This window comes from Candidatus Pelagibacter sp. FZCC0015, assembly GCF_007833635.1.
In the GTDB taxonomy this organism is placed as follows: Bacteria; Pseudomonadota; Alphaproteobacteria; order Pelagibacterales; family Pelagibacteraceae; genus Pelagibacter.
The window spans coordinates 1,145,145-1,166,157 of the sequence record NZ_CP031125.1 but is presented as its reverse complement, the minus strand read 5'-3'; the positions used below and the strand labels follow the sequence as shown (position 1 = coordinate 1,166,157).

Sequence of the window (21,013 nt, the reverse complement as noted above, 5' to 3'; positions counted from 1 at the left end):
AATTTATTACAAAAGAAAAATCACTAACTTATAAGTTGTAATAGATTAAATTAAATTTTAATTATTTGAGTAAATTACTCTCGGCTCTAAAAATAATTCTCGCGCAAGAGCTTTAAATCTTTTTGTAACTTGTTTAGAAATTATTTCTTGGTGTTGTGCTGGAATTTTTAAAAATACAGAGTTACCTCTTTTATACAATTTAAATTCCTCTAAGAAGATAGTTGAAATAGATGTAAGTGAATGTGCAAATCTTAAGGCTGCACCAACTTGTTTACTAGAAAAAATTTCATTATTATTTAAAAAAGTTAAATATTCTATTTTAGGGTTGTATTTAATGCTGCAGTACCTCCAATAACATGAAAGAGCTATTTGAATTCTTTCTTTATGTGAAAGTCTCAATAATGGAGTATTTAATGTTTCTTGAAAAACTAATTCTGCTTTTTGAAAAGCACCAAGTCCCCAATCCATATGACTTAAAACACAAGCTAAATTAAGCAATTTTTCATCAAAATGTTCATTACCATCAAATACAGGTTTGATAAATTCATGATACTTTTTGTAGGTTAATCCCAAATCACCTCTCTTCTTCGAAATATATTCTAATGATTTTTCAAAAACTTGAGAGTTATCAATATTTTTAAAGTAATCTTTTGCTAAAGATCCCTCTCTAATACCGCTTATGGAACATATTATGTTTTTTGGATTTGTTGCTCTCATGATCTCATCTAAAATTATAGAGCTATATGGTAGATAAGGTGTTCTAGATTTAGATATATATTCAACTGTTTTTAGTTTTGCTTTATTGAACGATGCTATTTTTTCTATAAATGTTGATAAAGTTTCATAATTTACTGAATACTGATGGATTATGTGGACAGGGTGTTTATTTTGAAAAAGATGAAGTTTAAATAAAGCTCTCCATGTTCCGCCAACTAAATAAAGATTTTCAAATTTTTTTTTAGATAACCATTTTTCATCTCTCAAAAGTTTTTTTATATATTTAGAAAGGTTTCTCTTTTTTACAATTGGATTATTAATTAATCTTAAAACACCTAAGGGTAAAGATGTTTTATTAGTGATCAAACCATTTTCAACTCGAGCTAATTCTAAACTACCTCCACCAAGATCAGCAACTAACCCATCTACATTATCAAATCCAATTTTTACACCTTCTGCTGAACAAATTGCTTCTTCCTCTCCACTTAAGATTTCTATTTTTTTCTTAAAAAGATTTTCTACGTATTCAACAAATGGTTTTGCATCAGTTGCTTCTCTTAAAACTGCAGTTGCTATTATTTTTAAATTAGAAATTTTAGAAACATTTAAAATCTCTGAAAATCTCTTCAATACTTTTTGAGCATAATCAACACCAGACTTATGAAGTTTTCTTGATTTATCTAAATTTTTACCAAGTTCACAAACAGCTTTTTCATTGAAAAAAGGCACACGAGAAGAGCTAAAATCTTCATAAATTAGCATCCTAATAGAATTAGAGCCTATATCAATAACTGCTAATTTAGCAGGTTTTAATTTTAAATTTTGTTTATTTTTAAAAACTTTAATTTCCACTTTTAATAAGTCTTAAGTTTAATTTTTTCGGTTTCATTTTTAATTTAGCTTTACCTCTTCCAGATAAACTAGGATTATTCATAAAATAATCATGGGCTGAAAAAGAATCATTTTCACTATATTTAATTTTTTTATAATTTCCACTAGCATCAAGTTCCCAACTTTGTTTTTTATCTAAATAATTAGCTAACATAATTTGATCAAGAACTTGTTCGTGGACTGTTTGGTTTTCAATTGGAACTAGAAGTTCTACTCTTCGATTTAAATTTCTTGGCATTAAATCTGCTGATGAAATAAAAACTTTTGCATCTCTACTAGGCATTGTTTTTCCATTTGCAAAACAATAAATTCTTGAGTGTTCCAAAAATCTTCCAATCATGCTTTTAACTATTATATTTTCAGATTTATCTTTAACTCCAGGTCTTAAACAACAAACACCTCTTACAAATAAAAATATCTTTACTCCAGCATTTGAAGCTTCGTAAAATTTATCAATTATCGCTGGGTCTACTAAGGAATTCATTTTGGCCCATATTTCACCGTTTTTTCCTTTTTTGACATTTGCTATCTCGTTAGCAATACATTTGTTCAAAGTTTCCCTAAGATTTATTGGTGATATAGATATTTTACTAAGATTTCGAGGTTTTGAATAACCAGTTACATAATTAAAAAATTTTTCTACATCAGTTGCTATTTTTTTATCAGAGCTAAATAAAGATAAGTCGGTATAAATTTTTGCATTAACTGGGTGATAATTGCCAGTTCCCAGATGTATATAAGTTTGAATTTTTCCCTGCTCTTTTCTTAATATTAAAGATGATTTTGCATGTGTTTTATATTTTGCAAAACCATAAACTATTTGAATTCCTGCCTTTTCTAAACTTCTTGAAAGTTGAATGTTTGCTTCTTCATCAAACCTTGCTTTGATCTCTATTAAAGCAGTCACTGTCTTTCCATTTTCAGCTGCTGTTATTAAGGCTTTAACAATTGGAGAGTCTAACGTTGTTCTGTATAGTGTTTGTTTAATTGCTATAACTTTTTTATCATATGCAGCTTGATTTAAAAACTCAACGACAGCATCAAATGTTTCAAAAGGGTGATGAACTATTAAATCTTTTTTTTTTATAGTATCAAAAAAATTATTATTAAACTCCTTTAATCTCTCAACCTCCCTGGGATTAAAATTTTTAAATCTTAATTTAGAATTTTTAATTTTACAAACTTGGTCTATATCTTGAATTCCAACAATGCCTTCAATTTCATAGATGTATTCAGATTTTACGTTTAACTTATTGGTTATAAACTTAATTAAGTCATTATTACTATTTTTCAAAATTTCTAAACGTACTATGTCACCTGTTCTTCTTCTTTTTAATGCCAATTCAAAAGATCTTACTAAATCTTCGGCCTCCTCTTGAATTTCTACATCGCTATCTCTTATAACTCTAAATAACATTTTTTTATCTAAATCATGATCAGGAAATATTTCAGAAGCAAAAAAACTTATAACATCATCAATAATTAAAAATTTTTTAAAACTTTTATTTCCATCTATTTCAATAAATCTTGATAAAGCTTTTGGAATTACTATTATTGCATTTAAAACTCTTTTTTTATTTTTCTTATTTAATCTCATAACTAATGCTCTTCCTTGATTTGCAATAAATGGAAAGGGATGAGCCGGGTCTATTGCTGATGGAGTTAGCAGGGGGTAAATTTCTTCATTAAAAATTTTAAATAATTTTTTCTGATCTGATTTACTTAAATTTTCAGGTTTAACTATACTTATATTTGCTTTTTTTAATTGAAGAATTAAATCTCTATATATTTTATTTTGTTTATTAAGAAGATTATTTGTTTCCAAAATAACTTCACTCATTTGTTCATCAGGAGTAAGACCATCAGAGCTAAGAGAATCTACCTCTTGCTTGATTTGACTATATAAACCCGCGACACGTACCATAAAGAATTCATCTAAATTTGATCCAGCTATAGATAAAAATTTAATTCTTTCATAAAGTGGGTTTTCTATATTTTGGGCTTCTAGAAGAACTCTGTCGTTGAATTTGAGCCAAGACAATTCTCTATTTATGTATTTAGATTTAAGTATTTCTTTATCTTGTTTTTTTAATGCAGTCATATATTTAAACTTTATGCTCAAATTATACGTTATGCGTCATGCAAAATCTAGCTGGGACCATCCAAATCTTGAGGATCATGAAAGACCTTTAAGTAAACGTGGCAAGAAAAATGCAAAAAAGATTTGTGAATTTTTTGTTAAAAAAAAATATAAGTTTGATTACATATTACTTTCATCATCAAAAAGAACAAAGAAAACGTTAAAAATTTTATTAAAAAAAATAGAAAAACCAAAAAAAATTATTTCTTCAAAAAAATTATACCTATCAAGTGAAGATAAAATTATAGGTATAATAAAAAAAACACCTAAAAAATTTAAGTCTGTGCTTTTAATTAACCACGAGCCTGCAGTTAGAAATCTAGTACGATCACTGACAAAAAATCATAACAACAATCATTTTAAATTATTAAACTATAAATTTCCAACATCAGCTTTTGCAAAAATTTATTTTGATTTTAATGAATGGAATAAATTAGATGGAAATGGTTTAATTAAGGAATTTATGAGACCTAAAGACCTTCAAGATTCTAAAGAATAACCTGCTGATCTTACAGTTCTAATTAATGGTTTGGTTTTATCTATATTAATAGCTTGTCTTAATCTTCTAATATGTACATCGACTGTTCTAGACTCTACATAAATATTTTCACCCCAAACATTGTTTAATAGTTGTTCTCGTGAATATACTCTTTTTGGATTTTTGATAAAAAAATCTAATAATTTAAATTCTGTAGGACCTAAATTTATTTCAACATTATTTCTATAAACTCTTTTTGTTATTCTATCTATTTTTAGATCTGTAAACTCAACAACATCTGCAGATGATTGTGGTTTTGATCTTCTAAGTAGTGATTTAATTCTTGCATTAAGTTCTTTTTGACTAAATGGCTTTGTTACATAATCATCTGCACCTGTATCAAAAGCTCTTAATTTGTCCTCTTCCTCACCTTTTGCTGTCAACATTATTACAGGTATGTCGTTATATTTTTTGTCTTTTTTTAAATTCTTACATATTTCAACACCCGACAAATCTGGCAACATCCAATCCATTAATATTAAGTCAGGATGCTTATCTTTAATTTGTTTAAGTGCATCTTCACCATTTTCGGAATAGCTTACTTTGTGACCTTCTTTTTCAAGATTATATTTTAGCAGCGTTACTATTGAAGTTTCATCTTCAGCAATAAACACGTGAGCAGACATTTATTACTTTTCTCCTGTTACTATTGGCTCTGTTCCTTTTGGACGATCTCCTTCTAAATACTCTCCTGTAACTAAATAATATACCTGCTCTGCAATGTTTGTTGTGTGATCACCGATACGTTCAATATTTTTAGTAACAAATAATAAATGAGTACCATCATCTAGATTTTTTTCGTCTTCCTTCAAATATTTTATTACTTCTTGCATGCATAAATTTGTTAAATCATCTATTTGTTCATCACCTTCCCAGACATTTATAGCCATAGCAGATGACCTATCTAAATATGCATCCAAAATAGATTTGAGTTGTTTTTGAACATTAGAAGAAACTCTTACCAAAGCTTCGGTCAAATTTTTTGGTAAATTTTCATTTAATAATAATGTTCTTTTTGAAATATTCTTTGCCAAATCACCTATTCGTTCTAAATCAGATGAAATTTTCAATGCGGTTACAGTTTCTCTTAAATCTATTGCCATTGGTTGTCTTAAAGCAATTAGATTTACCACCTGTTGCTCTATTAAAGTTTCAAACTTATCTATTTTTTCGTCATCTTTTATAACAGCTTCCGCATTATCACTATTTCTTGTGGTAATGGCTTGAATAGCCTTGCCTAATGACTCCTCGCAAAAACCACCCATTTTAATTATATTACTATTTAAATTTTTAAGTTCTTCCTCGTAAGACTTAACCGTGTGTGGTGCTTCAACCATTATCCAAACCTCCCTGTAATATAATCCTGAGTTCTTTTATTTTCAGGATTCTTAAATATTTTATCAGTAGAACCATGTTCTATCAATTCTCCCAGATGAAAAAAGCCTGTGTTTTGGGATACTCTTGCTGCTTGAGCCATTGAATGAGTGACTATTATAATAGTATGGTCTTTTTTTAACTCATCAATTAGTTCTTCTATTTGAGCTGTAGCAATAGGATCTAAAGCAGAACAAGGCTCGTCCATAAGAATAACTTCAGGTTTAACTGAAATAGCCCTTGCTATGCATAATCTTTGTTGTTGTCCACCAGACAAACCAGTACCTGGTTCATGAAGTCTATCTTTAACCTCTTCCCATAATGCTGCCTTTTTTAAGCTGGTTTCAACTATTTCATCCATTTCATTTTTTGATTGAGCCATGCCATGAATTGTTGGACCATATGAAATATTTTCATAAATAGTTTTAGGAAAAGGATTTGGTTTTTGAAAAACCATCCCAATTTTTTCTCTTAATCTAACTACATCGCAACTCTTGTCATTGATATCAAAATCATTGATTATAATCTGCCCTTTTACTCTACATATATCAATCACGTCATTCATACGATTTAGACATCTTAAATAAGTAGATTTACCACAACCTGAAGGACCAATTAGTGCAGTAACTTGATTTTCTTCAATATCCAAGTTTATATTGAATAGAGCTTGTTTTTTTCCATAGAAAACATCTACATTTTTTGAATTTATCTTTATCATCTTAACTCCATTTTTTTTCAAATTTATGTCTAATTATTTGTGCAAACAAATTCATTATAATTAAAAATCCCAATAGGACCATAATACAAGCAGAAACTTTCTCGACAAAACCTCTTTCAGCACTCTCTGCCCATATATAAATTTGTACCGGCAAACTTGCAGCTGGATCTAAAGGTGATCCTGGAATTGTATTTACAAAAGCTACCATACCAATCAATATCAAAGGAGCGGTTTCACCTAAAGCTTGAGCCAAGCCAATAATTGTACCAGATAAAGTCCCTGGCATAGACAATGGCACTGTATGATGCATTGTAGTTTGCATTTTACTAGCGCCCATTGCAAGTGCAGCCTCTCTTATACTTGGAGGAACTGCTTTTAAAGATGCTCTACAGGCAATAATAATTGTTGGCAATGTCATCAACGATAAAGTTATTCCACCAACTAAAGGCGTTGATCTAGGTAACTGAAATACAGCCAGCAAAATACCTAGTCCCAAAAGACCAAAAACAATTGATGGGACTGCTGCTAAGTTATTTATATTTACCTCAATAAAATCAGTAAATCTATTTTTTGGTGCGAATTCCTCTAAATAAATAGCTGCTAGCACTGCAACAGGAAATGCAATAACTAAACAAACTAAAATAGAAAAAATCGATCCCATAAATGAGCTTGCTATACCAGCTAATTCAGCTTCTCTTGAATCAGGATATGTAAAAAAACTTAAATTGAATTTACTTTCAACTCTTCCCTGTTCCACAAGTTGATCAAAAATCTTTAATTGATAATCTGTAACTCTTCTTTGATCTTCAGGTAAATCCCTTGGATAATTGCCTTTGAATACTTGATCTAAATCATCTGAAGCAGTTAAATAAACATCTTTAGTTTTTCCAATTAATGAAGGGTCATTTAAAAGCTCCCTTTTAATCTCTCTTTCAAAAAAGTAAGAGACCATTCGCTTCAGATCATTTTGTTGTTTTTCTGAGGCACTTTTATCTAAATTAAACATTGTTTGTAAAGCTAGATCAAAATAATCTGCATCCTCTAAGTCTTCTTTAGAAGGATTTTCTTCAAGGTACATGGTTTCAGCATCAAAGGTGACTGGTACAATTAACCAAGTTTTCTGAAACGCTGTATAGCCCGTAGAAAAGATTTTAAAAATAAAAATTGTTAAAAACAAAAGAGCTAAAAAAATTGCGCTTTTCCCGTAAAATTGAAATCTTTTTTCTGCCCTATATCTAGAATTTAGGAGTTTTTCTTTATTTTTATTCATATTTTTCCCTATATTTTTTAACAACTCTTAAAGCGAAAATATTTAAACTAAGTGTAACCAAAAACAATGTCATACCTAGTGCAAATGCTGCCTGGGTTTTAGGATCTCCAAAGGCCTGATCTCCAATTAATATTACGACAATTTGAGCAGTTATAGTTGAAGTAGATTCTAAAGGGTTAAATGTTAAGTTGGCTGCAAGGCCTGAAGCCATAACTACAATCATTGTTTCTCCAACAGCTCTAGAAACACCTAACAAGATAGAACCAACAATTCCTGGTAATGCTGCTGGAAAAATAACTTTTTTTATTGTTTCTGATTTAGTAGCCCCCATTGCATAACTACCATCTCTTAAACCTTGAGGAACACTAGTAATAACGTCATCACTCAAACTAGATATAAACGGAATAATCATTATCCCCATTACACCCCCTGCAGCTAGAGCACTCTCTGCAGATACTTCTAATCCCATCGCCGTTCCTATATCTTTAAGGAATGGTCCTACTGTCAAAGCTGCAAAAAAACCATAAACTACAGTTGGTATGCCTGCTAAAATTTCAATTAAAGGTTTTGCATATTGTCTTACTTTAGTTGAAGCGTATTCAGCTAAATAAATTCCACTCATCAATCCAATTGGTATAGCAACACACATTGCAATTAATGCTATAAAAAATGTTCCAGCAAAAATTGGTACAGCCCCAAATGTGTCAGAATACATTGATGGATCCAAAGGCTCAGAAGCATCTCTCACAAATGCTTTAGCTGGATACCAATGAGTTCCAAAAATAAAATCAAACAAGGGAATTACTTTAAAAAAATCGATAGTTTGAAATATTAATGAAAAAACAATTCCAATAGTTGTTAATATAGCTGCCAAAGAAGCTGTAAATAAAACAGCATTTAAAAATTTTTCAACCGGTTCTCTTGTTCTATTGTTTGAAGAAATTCTTTTATAACCATAAACTATAGAAGCTATAATTATTGCCAAAATTAAAACAACTTTAGAGTTTTGGGCTATAGATCGAAGATTTAAATATTTTTCTGCAGATGTTTCAAGATAAGGAGTAATTTCTCCACTAAACTGGCCACGAGATAATGATTTAGTTTTTTCATAAATTAGATTTAGTTCATCATCAAGATATCCCTGATTGCTATAATCACTTAAAATTATTAACTTAACTATACTCGGCTCAAATATTGCCCATAAAGAATAAATAATAAAAGCGGGTATTGCGCACCATATTGCTAAATAATATCCATAAAATTTTGGAAGTGCTGTTAATCTGGTATTTGTTGCTTGAATTGAATAGGCTTTTTTTCTTCCAAAATAGTAACTAGTAAAACCAAGAAGGACTATAAAAGTGAATATGACTAAGTTCAAAGAATCTCCTAATGTTTTACTTTACACCTTCTTAAAAAAAAGGGGTCTAAAAAGACCCCTTAATTTTTACTTATTAACCAATCTTATTAGTCAGCCATTGCCACAAGGTCTTTTGCATTAGTTCTAGTTGTCTTATACAACTTCTTATCTAATGGTACTAAACCAATGTCAGCCAAATAGCCGTTTTTACCTATAGCTTTAGTTGTAGTGAATTCTTTTACAAATTCATGTAATCCAGGGATCACACCAACGTGAGCTTTTTTCACATAGAAAAATAATGGTCTTGCAACTGCATAACTATAGTCTTGAATACTTTCTAGAGATGGTTGACCGCCATCAATGCTAGCAGCTTGCAATTTATCTTTAGCAGCTAAGAAATAACTAAAACCAAAGAAACCAAACATATCTTTATCAGCAACTAATTTTTGGATGATTAAACTATCGTTCTCACCAACTTCAATAGCAGCACCATCTTCTCTGTAAAGTTTTTCAGGTTTTTTGTATTTTTTATTTCCAGCCTCATAACCAGCTTTATAAAGAGCCTTAGCTTCTTTAGTCATACCTTTTTTCATTACTAAAGAATTCCAAGCATCTCTTGTTCCAGAAGTTCCTGGAGGGATCATTACAGAAATCTTCTGCTTAGGTAGACTTGGGTCAATTTGATCCCAAGTTTTATAGATATTTGGAACTAATTTACCATCAACAACTGTATGTGCAGCTAATGCTAAATATAATTGCTCTTTAGTAAAGTTTACTGGTTTTGCATCTTTACTATAAGCTAATGTAATACCATCGTTACCAACAACGATTTCTACTATTTCATTAACTCCATTTTTTTTACATAGAGCTTTTTCTGAATCTTTCATAGCTCTTGATGCATTTGTAATATCTGGATGTTGCTCACCAACACCAGCACAGAATAGTTTAGCTCCTCCACCAGTACCAGTCGACTCGATTACAGGAGTTTTAAATCCTGAACCACCGAATCTTTCAGCAACAACAGTCGCGTAAGGGAATACTGTAGATGAACCAACTATTTTAATTTGATCTCTTGCTTGGGCAACTGTTGCAATTGTTAAAGCAACAAGCGAAGCAATTATTATAGTTAGTTTTTTCATTATCTTTAATCCTTTCATTGTTAATTAAAAGATTTCAGACTCGTATAAATTAATTGAATCTTTAATATTACAGAATTGTTACAGTTTTGTTAAAAAGGTAACTTTTTAGTTGTATTTCATTGAGATAATAATCTCGTTATTTTCGGTTTCCAAACCACCTTTGCATGAAACAGGATTAACATTATCCTTAAAAGCAAGTTCTGTTGTAGGTCTTAAAATAACTTCCAATTTCACAAGATTAACTAATTCCTCAAGAACACTTTGATCGTAACGCCATCTGGGCCAACTACTTGGAGTTGAAAAAATAGATGTTAAATAACTTGTTGCCATAGTAAATCTATAATTACTCATATTTTCATTTCTTAACAAATGATCTCTGACAGAGTTAAATATATTTCGACATCTAAATGAATCTGACATGTAGTTTTCTTTTTTTAAATTTTCGTTTACAGGAATTGAAATAATTAAATCTACTGAATTGTTTCGATATGAAGTAACAACATCCATGTAAATATCTTCATATGGGACATCTTTGTGTTTTTTAATTTCAGGATAAGTGCTTTTTAAATCTTCTTGTAATCTAAAAACACCAATATCGAATACAGTTAATTGTTGGTTCCTTAGAATTGTAGATATATCTGATGATATACTTTTAGTAATCATCGACATAAAAACAAATAAGATAATTAAAATACTATGTAATATCTTAATCATATTAAAAATTTAATTAAAATAGGATACGAATCAACAAAAGATTTGTTAAATATTGATTGAATAAGAGTTAATTTTAAACAACTTTTTAAATTAATTATTTTGTTGGAAGATATATTTTAATTTGAGTACCTTCATTAAGTTTACTAAGAATCTCGTAATCACCTCTGTGTTGAGATATAATGTGTTTCATAATAGCTAAACCTAAACCTGTACCACCAACTTTTTTACTTTTTTCTGTATCTACTCTAAAAAATCTTTCAGTTATTCTTGAAATTAAATGTTGAGGTATTCCAATCCCTTCATCTTTAATGCTAATGACAATATTTTTACCAATTAATTTACCTTCACTATTTTGACTTTTGACATATATATTTTTTCCATCTTGAGAATATTTAATTGAATTATCAATTAAATTTGAAAATACAGTTAACAATTTATCATTATCACCAAAAACTAAAGTTGGTTCCATAAGCTCAATATGTAAATTAATTTTCCTTTTTTTAAGAATTAATTCAAAGTTACTTTTAATATTTTTAAAAATATCATTTAGATTAATGATTTTATTTGGTTTAATATGCTCTTCAAGCTCAATTCTACTTAAAATCAATAAATCATTGATTAAGTTTTCCATTCTCAATACTTGATCAGACATGATAGACATAAATTTTTTTTGAGCCTCTTGGTCGTTTGAAGCTGGTCCAAGAATAGTCTCTAAAGAGCCTTTAATTGAAACTAAAGGTGTTCTTAACTCATGACTCACATTGGCAACAAAATCAGTTTTTAATTTTTGTGCTTTTGTTATTTCTGTAAAATCTTTTAGAAACAATACAACAGAATCTATTTCTGGAAACAAATGAGTAGGACCAGGAATAACGTAAATTTTGTAAAGCTGATAAGATGGTAAATTGATTTCTACATTAACATTTTTTGTGGTTTGATCCTTAATAGCTTCATCAATTGTTTCTAATAATTTTGTATCTCTTATTACACTTGAAATATTTTTATCAATTAAGTTTTCGCCAAAACGTTGTTTTGCACTTTTGTTAAGATATTTGATTAAGTTATATTTATCTAAAGCAAAAAATTGATCTTCTAATTCTTCAATAATTACTCTCTTTCCTAAATCATCTTTATTGGTCTTATTTACAACTGGAGCTGTATTTTCTGGCTTAATATTTTTTTTAAATAAAAAATATAATAAAATAATTATTATAACTATGAGTATCAGCTCTGTCCAAAACATGGATATGTTTTAACAAATGTAATGAATATTGTCTTTAATTATTAATTATTAGGTGAAATATTTTCAAAAAATATTTTTGCTGTTTCTTCCCATGAATATTTTTTTGCAAAATCAAGACAATCTTGGCGACTTACCTTCAAAGCTTTTAATGCAGAAGCCTTCAAATCATCATCTAAAGTATCAATATTAGTTCCACCTAATATATCTTTAGGCCCTGGCACTGGATAAGCTGCAACTGGTGTACCACAATTTAATGATTCCAAAACAACAATACCAAACGTATCAGTTTTACTAGGGAAAACAAAAACGTCTGATGATGCAAAATGAGATGCTAATTCTCCATTAGTCTTTTCACCTAAAAAAATATCGTTTGGAAATTTTTTTTTCAAATTGTTTAGATCTGGACCTTTTCCAATAATAACTTTAGTACCTTCAAGATCGAGATCTAAAAATGCTTTAATATTTTTTTCAACTGCAATCCTACCAACATATATCCATATAGGTCTTTTGTAAGGTAAGTCTCTCTTAATGGGGTTTTTAAACGCGCCATGATTACCTCCCCTGGTCCATGTAACCATTTTATTGTTATCAACACCTAATGCAATTAACTCTTCACGCATGGATTCTGTTGTCACTAAAATTCTTTCAGCTTTATTATGAAAATTGCATAAAAATTTTTCTGACCATTTAGCTGGAATGATAGGCATATAAAGTTTCATATATTTATCAAATCTTGTATGAAAACTTGTTGTAAACTTTAAACCTTTTTTAATACAATGTCTTCTTGCCATAAAACCAAGAGGCCCTTCTGTTGCAATGTGTATTGCATCAGGTTTAATTGAATTGATTAAATTACTTACACGAGGCCAAACATTTAAAGATAATCTAATTTCATTATATTTGGGCATAGGTACAGTCAGAAATTGTTGAGGTGTAATATATTCAATAGTGTGACCTTGTGATTTAAGTATTTCACCTGTTTGATGGAGAGTTCTTACTACACCATTAACTTGCGGGTAATAAGCATCAGTAACTATTAATATTTTCATTTTTTAGGATGCTTTTTTGAAAGAAGTGAACTTGTCTTTATCAATATTTTCTGAAATATATTCTTTTCTTTTTTTATCCCAATAAATTATCTCAAAAGTTCCATCGTATTTTTCTGTTAAGGCTGTGCAAGACTCAACCCAATCACCACAATTTAAATAATTCACACCATCAAGATTTAAATTTTCAGCGTGATGGATGTGACCACAAATTATTCCATCAAATTTTTTTCTTTTTGCATATTTTGAAAGTGTGTTTTCATATTCACCTATATATTTGACAGCATTTTTTACCTTATATTTTAAAAATTTTGCCAAAGACCAATAGTCTTTACCTCTCAACTTTCTAAAGAAATTTATAATAATATTAATTTTAAGTAATAATTCATATGCAATAGCTCCTAATTTAGATAGCCATTTTGCATGTTTCATTACTCCGTCCCAAGCATCACCATGAACAACTAGATATTTTTTTCCTAACTGTGTTTCATGAATAACTCTATTTACAATTTTAATATCACCCAAATGCATTGGGATAAATTTTCTAAACACCTCGTCATGATTACCAATAATGTAAAATACTTTTGTCCCGTGCCTTGCTTTTCTTAATATTTTTTGAATGACATCATTGTGCTCTTGAGGCCAATAGAAACTCTTTTGCATAGCCCAAACATCGATTATGTCTCCAACCAAATAAAGATTTTCAGATCTTGAATTTTTGAAAAATTCTAGAAGCTTGCCTGCTTGACAACCTTTAGTACCAAGATGTACATCAGATATGAATATACTCTTATATTTTAATAGTGGGGCCATTAAAAAAACCTTTTTTGTAACACAACTGTAACTCGAATCATCTATTTCTTATTTCATTGAAATGTTAAGGATTTATTAAAATTTAATTACGAAAAAATTATGCATTATTGTTTAATTTATAATCTCAATTCATCATCAGGGAAAAAAGTAAAATTAGTAAATAAAATTTATGAAAAATTAAAGATCAATAATACTGTTGATTTTTTCAAAACTAAATCTGAACAAGAGGCAAAAAAAATATTCCTTGAATTTAAAAATAAAAATTATGATAGATTGATAGTTGCTGGTGGTGATGGATCAGTATCATTTGCTATCAATGAATTAATCAAAAATGACTTTGATTTTAATGAAAATTTTGCAATTGGGTATATACCGGCTGGGACTGCCAATTTACTTCAAGCAGAGTTATCAATAACCAAAAAAGTAAATGATGTTTGCAGTGTTTTAACATCAAATAATTATAAACAATCTAATCTTATAAAAATAAATGAAAATTATTTTTTTTTAATGGCTGGTATTGGTTGGGATGCTAAAATTGTTCACTCTATTGATACGCGTATAAAAAAAATACTAGGAAAGATAATTTTTGGTTTAAAAGGATTTCAACATTTTTTATTTATGAATAATAATAAACTTAATGTTTTCTTTGACGGTCAAAAACATCAGGCTGATTGGATATTGTCATCTAATACAAAGTATTATGCTGGTCATCATAAGATAAATAAATCAGATATTTTTGATGATAGATTGGTAACTTACGTGTTCAAAGATTTAACAAGATTAAAACTAATATATTATATAATTTTAATTATTATTTATGGAGATCTATCAAAAAACAAATCTGTTATCACTACTTACTCAAAAAATATTCATATTGATGGTAATAATTTTGAAATTCCCGTTCAGATTGATGGGGACAATTTTGGATGTCATAAACAGATTGATATTGAATTTTCAGATAAAAAAGTAAATTTTTTACTATAATTTTAAATTACATAATTTAACAAAAAATTATTTTACTAAAATATTTAATTTAAATATAATTGTTTTTAAATTTACTATTGGAGGTTGTTATGGGTAAAAAGCTAAAGAAAAATGAAAAAAGAAAAAAGAAATTTATCAAATCAATAGATAAACTTAAAAATAAGATAAGTTTAAAAGAAAAAAAATTATCTAAAATTAATATAAAAATTGCAAGTTTAGAAAAAAAAACTGCTGAAAAAAGAGCAAAAAAAATAGCTAAGAAACAAGCTAATGAAAGCTCAGCATCTGTAAATAATTAATATCTAAATTCGTCTTTCTCTCTTCTCAATTATGAAAAGAGAGAAAGTTGTTAACTAACAAAATTTAAAGTGAATACGAGAAGAATAATTTATTATTTAACTATAAATTTTGTAAGCAATCTTTAGATAAGTTTAATTACAAAAATATTTATCTAATATTACAATTCAGTTAATTTAACGAACTCTTCCATAAACATCTTGATATCTAACAATATCACTTTCCTTCAAGATTGAGCCAACTTGAGCTTCAACAATTTTAACAGGTTTTTTTCCTGGATTTTGAACTCTATGGATTGCTTCTAATGGAATGAATATATGTTCACCTGGTTTCTTAATTATAATATCCTTATTAAGTGTTATTTTGGCATTACCTTGTGTAACTAACCAATGTTCAGCTCGATGATGGTGTTTTTGTAAACTTAGAATGCCTTTTGGTTTTACATATAACTCTTTAATTAAAAACTCTTTTCCTTCAAATAAATTCGTGTATCTACCCCATGGACGGTAATACACATTTTTTTTCTTAATATATTTGTTTTTATTTTTGTCATACATCTTCAAAATTTCTTTCCAACTACCAAGATCTGACCAAGGAATGTCTAATTTGATAGCGTTAATTTGTTTGGTTTTTTCTAAAATTGCATAATCAAAAGATTTAGCGGTCGCTTTTATAAATGAAGCTTTATTTAAGTAATAAGTATTAGCTTTATATTTTGCTTTATTAACTGCATTTAAACAATTTCTATAAGTTTTAGGCTGATATTTTTTAAAGTTATTAATAATGGAATCTTTTCGAAGATAAAACATTCCTGAATTCCAATAACCTTTTTTCTTTATAATTTGTTTTGCTTTAGCTTCTTTTGGTTTTTCAATAAATCTAGTTACTTTATTGATATTACCTTTAATTTTTTTAGTTAAAAAATAACCATAATCACTAGTTGGAGATTTAGGTTTAATTCCAAAAACAAATATATTTTCTTCATTTAGATTTGATTTATTTTTATTTATCGCCTTATTAAAAATACTCATTTTTTCAATCAAATGATCCGCTGTAAAAAACATTAAAGGTTGATTGTCTGGAATATCTTTAATTAAAGCAGTACTTAATATAGCTGGTGCTGTGTTTCTTTTTGCTGGCTCTACAACTATTTTATATTTGCTTATTTTGTTTTTTCTTAAATGCTGTTTTACTTTGCTTAAGTATTTCTTATTTGTGCTAATAATTGGAGAGTCGTAAATTGATACTTTTGTCCTCTCAAGTGTTTTTCCAAGTAAAGTCCAATTACCAAAATCAATAAATTGTTTTGCTTGATGATTTTTAGAATTTAGCCAAAGTCGAGTTCCAGCGCCTCCACATAAAATAACTGGACGAATTTTCATTAAATCTCTGAATAATCCTTAACTTCTTTTTTCTTACCTGGATGTGTTGGCGCGCCTAAATACGCAGGTCCAACTGTTTGTGCGTATTTCCATAAAGTACCAGATCCAAAATCTGATTTTCTAGCTTTCCATTTTCTTTTTCTTGCAGCCATTTCTTTTTTAGAAAGCCTTACATTGATTGTTCCTTTTTTGGCATCGATATCAATGATGTCTCCTGTACGTAAAAGGCCTATAGGACCCCCTAGAGCGGCCTCAGGGCCCACGTGACCCACACAAAAGCCTCTTGTAGCCCCAGAGAACCTACCATCAGTAATAAGGGCAACTTTCTCACCTTTTCCCTGTCCGTAGATTGCACCTGTTGTAGATAACATTTCTCTCATACCAGGACCTCCAACGGGTCCTTCGTATCTTATTATAATTACATCACCATCATTATACTTTCTGCTTTGAACAGCTTTCATTGCACTTTCTTCATTATCAAAGCATCTTGCTTTTCCAGTAAATTGTAATTTTTTAAGTCCGGCAACTTTAACGATTGCACCTTCAGGTGCTAAATTTCCTTTTAATCCAACAACCCCTCCTGTTGGTGATAATGGATTTTTATAAGATCTCATTACTTTTTGTTTTGGATTAAATTTAATTCCTTTTAAATTTTCTTTCATAGTTTTTCCTGTAACCGTCATGCAATCACCATGAATGTATCCACCTTCATATAAAGTTTTTAATAACATTGGAACACCGCCTGCTAACCACATATCTTTTGCAACATATTTTCCACCAGGTTTTAAATCTGCAAGATAAGGTGTTCTTTTAAATATTTTAGCTACATCCATTAAATCAAATTTAATTCCTGCTTCATTTGCAATTGCTGGTAAATGTAATCCTGCATTTGTAGAACCACCAGTTGCAGCAACAACTGTTGCAGCATTTTCTAAAGCTTTTTTAGTTACAATGTCTCTTGGTTTAATTCCTTTTTTCAAAAGGTTCATAACCATTTTACCACTAGCTTTTGCGTATTTATCTCTTTCTTCATATGGAGCTGGTGTTCCGGCTGAATAAGGTAAAGCTAGTCCTATAGCTTCAGATACACATGCCATTGTGTTTGCAGTAAATTGTCCACCACAAGCACCTGAACTTGGACAAGCAACTAATTCTAATTTTCTAAGTTCTGCAGCTGACATTTGACCAGATGAATGTTTTCCAACTGCTTCAAATACATCTACCACTGTTACGTCTTTTCCTTTGTATCTACCTGGAAGAATTGATCCACCATATATAAATACACTTGGTACATTTAACCTAACCATAGACATCATTAGACCTGGTAAGGATTTATCACATCCAGCAATACCTACTAATGCATCATAACAATGACCTCTTACTGTAAGTTCAGCTGAGTCAGCGATTACTTCTCTAGATATCAATGAAGATTTCATTCCTTCATGACCCATTGCGATACCATCTGTTACAGTGATTGTACAAAATTCTCTTGGAGTTCCACCATTAGCTCTAACTCCTTTTTTAACTGACTGAGCTTGTCTCATTAGGGCAATATTACAAGGAGCTGCCTCATTCCATGTGGAAACGACGCCAACAAAGGGTTTTGCTACATCTTTCTCAGTTTCTCCCATAGCATAATAAAACGATCTATGTGGAGCTCTATCTGCCCCTAATGATGTATGTCTACTTGGAAGTTTCTTTTTATTGAATTTAGCCATTATATACCCTTTATTGTTACTGATATTTTCTCAATATCATTCTTTAAATTATTATAATTATTTTTTTCTTGTTCAACAATCTCTTTTGGAGCACGGTCTACAAAACTTTTATTCTCTAATCTTTGAGATATTTTATTCATCTCTTGCTCTAATCTACTTTGTTTATTTGTTAAATTTTCTTTTATTAATTTTAAATCAACGTCTTTATCAAAATAAATCTTAAACAAATCACCAGAAACAACCATTGTCGCAGCTGGTTTATCTAAATCCTTATCTAATATACTATTTATTCTTCCTAGTTTTTTTAGAATAATTTCATTTGTATTAATAAAGTCTTTTTGATTTTTATTAATATTGCTTATTGATACATCAATAAATGAGCCTGGACTTACATTTAACTCGTTTTTAAATGATCTAATCTCTGAAATAATGTTGATGATATTTTCAACTTGTTCGGTGCTACTATCCTTGTTTATTTCACCAGATAACCAGTTTTTAAGCATTAAATAATCGCTACCATCATTATCAAATTTGTTTTTGAGCCAAATTTCTTCAGTAACAAACGGAATAAAAGGATGTAGCAAAATCAAAATTTGTTTAAATACAAAAGATGATACTTTTTTAACCTCTGCTTTAGCTTTTTCATCTTCTGAAAATAGTATTGTTTTAGATAGTTCTAAATACCAATCACAATACGAATGCCATGCAAATTGATAAGCGTTTTTAGCTGCTTCATCAAATCTGTAATCCTCAAGGTTTTTTTCTATCTTATTTTTAGTTTCAACAAGTTCTGAATAAATCCATTTGTTAATATTTACATTCAAACTAGGAACTTTATCTATATCTTTAAAATCACATTCATTAGTGATTAAAAAATTATTTGCATTCCATAATTTATTTAAAAAATTTCTATAACCTTTAACCCTATCCTCAGAGAGCTTAACGTCTGTACCTGGTGAGGCCATAGATAACAAAGTAAATCTAAGTGCATCTGCACTATATTTTTCAATTAAATCTAAAGGATCAATTACATTACCTTTAGACTTAGACATCTTTTGTCCCTTCTCATCTCTAACCAATGCATGAACGTAAATATCTTTAAATGGTTCTTTATTTAAAAACTCAGTACCAAACATAATCATTCTAGCTACCCAGAAAAATATAATGTCAAAACCTGTAACCAATACTGACGTTGGGTAAAATTTATCGACATATTTATTATCATCCGGCCAACCAAGTGTTGCAAAAGGCCATAAGCCAGATGAGAACCAAGTATCTAAAACATCTGGATCACGATTTAATTCAACATCTTTACCATAATGTTTTTTAGCTTGTTGTTTTGCATCATCTTCATTTTCAGCAACAAAAATTTTTTCATCAGGACCATACCAAGCAGGTATTTGATGGCCCCACCAAAGCTGTCTTGAAATACACCATGGTTCAATATTATTCATCCATTGGAAATAAGTTTTTGACCAATTCTCAGGAAAGAAATTTGTTTTCTTTGAATTAACTACTTCCTTAGCTTTAACAGATAATTTACCAGCATCAGCAAACCATTGTTCTGTTAAGAAAGGTTCAATTATTGAATTAGATCTATCTCCATAAGGAACTTTGTTTTTAATATTTTCTTCTTTTACAAAAAATTCTTTTTCTTTAAGTTCTTTTAAAATTCTTTTTCTAGCTTCAAATCTATCAAGACCTATAAAATGTTGAGGAGCGTTTTCATTTATTTTACCTGCTTCTGTAAAAATATTAATTATTTCAAGATTGTTTCTTTGACCAACATCATAGTCATTAAAATCATGTGCAGGAGTTATTTTTAATGCTCCTGTTCCTTGCTCAGGATCTGCGTAATCATCTTCAATGATTTTTATTTTTCTTCCAACAATTGGAATGGTAACTGTTTTTCCAACAAAGGATTTAAATCGTTCATCTCTTGGATTTACTGCTATAGCTGTATCACCAAGCATTGTTTCGGGTCTTGTTGTTGCAATTGTAATAAATTCTTCAGTCCCATCTATTGGATATCTGATGTAATAAATTTTAGAATTTACCTCTCTTTGATCTACTTCTAGGTCTGAAATAGCTGTTTTTAAAACTGTATCCCAGTTAACTAATTTCTTATCTTTATAGATTAGACCTTTATTATAAAGGTCTACAAAAACCTTAATTACTGATTTAGATAAATTCTCATCCATGGTGAAGGCATTTCTTGACCAATCACAAGAGCAACCAAGTTTTTTTAATTGGTTAATTATTATGTCTCCATATTGCTCTTTCCATTCCCAAACTTTTTCGATGAATTTTTCTCTACCAATTTCATTTTTATCAATTTTTTCAGAGGTCAATTTTTTCTCTACTAATGCTTGTGTAGCAATACCTGCATGGTCTGTACCTGGTTGCCATAAAGTTTCAAAATTATTCATCCTATGATAACGAACTAATAAATCTTGAATAGAATTGTTAAGCGCATGTCCCATATGCAAACTACCAGTCACATTTGGTGGTGGAATTACAATTGAGAATTTTTTTGAATTTTCTTTAGGTTTAAAAAGACCATTTTTTTCCCAATAAGAATAAATTCTATTTTCTACATCAGAATGTATATATTTATCGCTACTCATTGATGTTAAAGTTTATAATTTAATAATCTAAATTAACAATAATCA

Annotated in this window: 18 protein-coding genes; 3 read left to right on the top strand and 15 right to left on the bottom strand. The window is 29.3% G+C overall.

What is annotated here, in order from left to right:
• Positions 1–57 precede the first annotated feature (57 nt).
• Positions 58–1,569 (bottom strand): Ppx/GppA family phosphatase, encoded by a 1,512-nt coding sequence (locus tag DT059_RS06120; RefSeq protein ID WP_145597629.1) that lies wholly within the window; start codon positions 1,567–1,569, stop codon positions 58–60.
• Positions 1,559–3,709, bottom strand: coding sequence for an RNA degradosome polyphosphate kinase (locus DT059_RS06115; RefSeq protein ID WP_145597627.1), 2,151 nt, complete (start codon positions 3,707–3,709; stop codon positions 1,559–1,561). Before DT059_RS06115 ends, DT059_RS06120 begins: the two co-directional genes overlap by 11 nt.
• A 13-nt stretch (positions 3,710–3,722) precedes the next feature.
• Between DT059_RS06115 and DT059_RS06110 the strand changes: the two genes are divergently transcribed.
• Positions 3,723–4,247 (top strand): SixA phosphatase family protein, encoded by a 525-nt coding sequence (locus DT059_RS06110; protein ID WP_145597625.1) that lies wholly within the window; start codon positions 3,723–3,725, stop codon positions 4,245–4,247.
• Here DT059_RS06110 and phoB read toward each other — a convergent pair.
• The 10 genes from phoB to DT059_RS06060 form a co-directional block, all read right to left on the bottom strand.
• Positions 4,229–4,912 carry a phosphate regulon transcriptional regulator PhoB gene (gene phoB, locus DT059_RS06105; RefSeq protein ID WP_145597622.1) on the bottom strand — a complete coding sequence of 228 codons (684 nt, stop codon included), beginning with the start codon at positions 4,910–4,912 and terminating at the stop codon, positions 4,229–4,231. The two genes, DT059_RS06110 and phoB, sit on opposite strands and share 19 nt — an antisense overlap.
• Positions 4,913–4,915: 3 nt before the next feature.
• Positions 4,916–5,623: a phosphate signaling complex protein PhoU gene (phoU, locus tag DT059_RS06100; RefSeq protein ID WP_145597620.1), complete on the bottom strand. Its 708-nt coding sequence runs from the start codon at positions 5,621–5,623 to the stop codon at positions 4,916–4,918.
• A complete protein-coding gene (gene pstB / locus DT059_RS06095; RefSeq protein WP_145597618.1) occupies positions 5,623–6,378 on the bottom strand; it encodes a phosphate ABC transporter ATP-binding protein PstB in 756 nt (251 codons plus the stop codon). The genes phoU and pstB overlap by 1 nt, the downstream gene beginning before the upstream one ends.
• Before the next feature lies 1 nt (position 6,379).
• The gene (pstA, locus tag DT059_RS06090) at positions 6,380–7,648 is read right to left on the bottom strand and encodes a phosphate ABC transporter permease PstA (protein ID WP_145597616.1); all 1,269 of its coding nucleotides are present in this window, start codon (positions 7,646–7,648) and stop codon (positions 6,380–6,382) included.
• Positions 7,641–9,026, bottom strand: coding sequence for a phosphate ABC transporter permease subunit PstC (pstC, locus tag DT059_RS06085; RefSeq protein ID WP_145597614.1), 1,386 nt, complete (start codon positions 9,024–9,026; stop codon positions 7,641–7,643). The genes pstA and pstC overlap by 8 nt, the downstream gene beginning before the upstream one ends.
• 86 nt (positions 9,027–9,112) lie before the next feature.
• Positions 9,113–10,144, bottom strand: coding sequence for a substrate-binding domain-containing protein (locus DT059_RS06080; RefSeq protein WP_145597613.1), 1,032 nt, complete (start codon positions 10,142–10,144; stop codon positions 9,113–9,115).
• Positions 10,145–10,249: 105 nt separating this feature from the next.
• Complete coding sequence (locus DT059_RS06075) at positions 10,250–10,858, bottom strand: hypothetical protein (protein ID WP_168189266.1); 609 nt, start codon at positions 10,856–10,858, stop codon at positions 10,250–10,252.
• Positions 10,859–10,952: 94 nt separating this feature from the next.
• Entirely contained in the window at positions 10,953–12,101 is a 1,149-nt protein-coding gene (locus tag DT059_RS06070; protein ID WP_145597609.1) for an ATP-binding protein, read from the bottom strand.
• Between the two features lie 41 nt (positions 12,102–12,142).
• The gene (locus DT059_RS06065; protein WP_145597608.1) at positions 12,143–13,150 is read right to left on the bottom strand and encodes a glycosyltransferase family 4 protein; all 1,008 of its coding nucleotides are present in this window, start codon (positions 13,148–13,150) and stop codon (positions 12,143–12,145) included.
• Positions 13,151–13,153: 3 nt separating this feature from the next.
• Positions 13,154–13,960 (bottom strand): UDP-2,3-diacylglucosamine diphosphatase, encoded by an 807-nt coding sequence (locus tag DT059_RS06060; protein ID WP_145597606.1) that lies wholly within the window; start codon positions 13,958–13,960, stop codon positions 13,154–13,156.
• 99 nt (positions 13,961–14,059) lie between these two features.
• Here DT059_RS06060 and DT059_RS06055 point away from each other — a divergent pair, with 99 nt between their 5' ends.
• Positions 14,060–14,944 (top strand): diacylglycerol/lipid kinase family protein, encoded by an 885-nt coding sequence (locus DT059_RS06055; protein WP_145597605.1) that lies wholly within the window; start codon positions 14,060–14,062, stop codon positions 14,942–14,944.
• Positions 14,945–15,033: 89 nt separating this feature from the next.
• Positions 15,034–15,243, top strand: a complete 210-nt coding sequence (locus DT059_RS06050) for a hypothetical protein (protein WP_145597603.1) — start codon at positions 15,034–15,036, stop codon at positions 15,241–15,243.
• Between the two features lie 174 nt (positions 15,244–15,417).
• Here the strand turns inward: DT059_RS06050 and DT059_RS06045 are convergent, their stop codons facing one another.
• From DT059_RS06045 to DT059_RS06035, 3 genes are read right to left on the bottom strand one after another with little or no spacing between them, the layout of a single operon-like run.
• Positions 15,418–16,623, bottom strand: coding sequence for a sugar phosphate nucleotidyltransferase (locus DT059_RS06045; protein ID WP_145597601.1), 1,206 nt, complete (start codon positions 16,621–16,623; stop codon positions 15,418–15,420).
• On the bottom strand, positions 16,623–18,341 hold the full coding sequence (gene ilvD, locus DT059_RS06040; protein ID WP_145597600.1) for a dihydroxy-acid dehydratase: 1,719 nt from the start codon (positions 18,339–18,341) through the stop codon (positions 16,623–16,625). Before ilvD ends, DT059_RS06045 begins: the two co-directional genes overlap by 1 nt.
• Entirely contained in the window at positions 18,341–20,968 is a 2,628-nt protein-coding gene (locus tag DT059_RS06035; RefSeq protein WP_145597598.1) for a valine--tRNA ligase, read from the bottom strand. Before DT059_RS06035 ends, ilvD begins: the two co-directional genes overlap by 1 nt.
• Positions 20,969–21,013 lie beyond the last annotated feature (45 nt).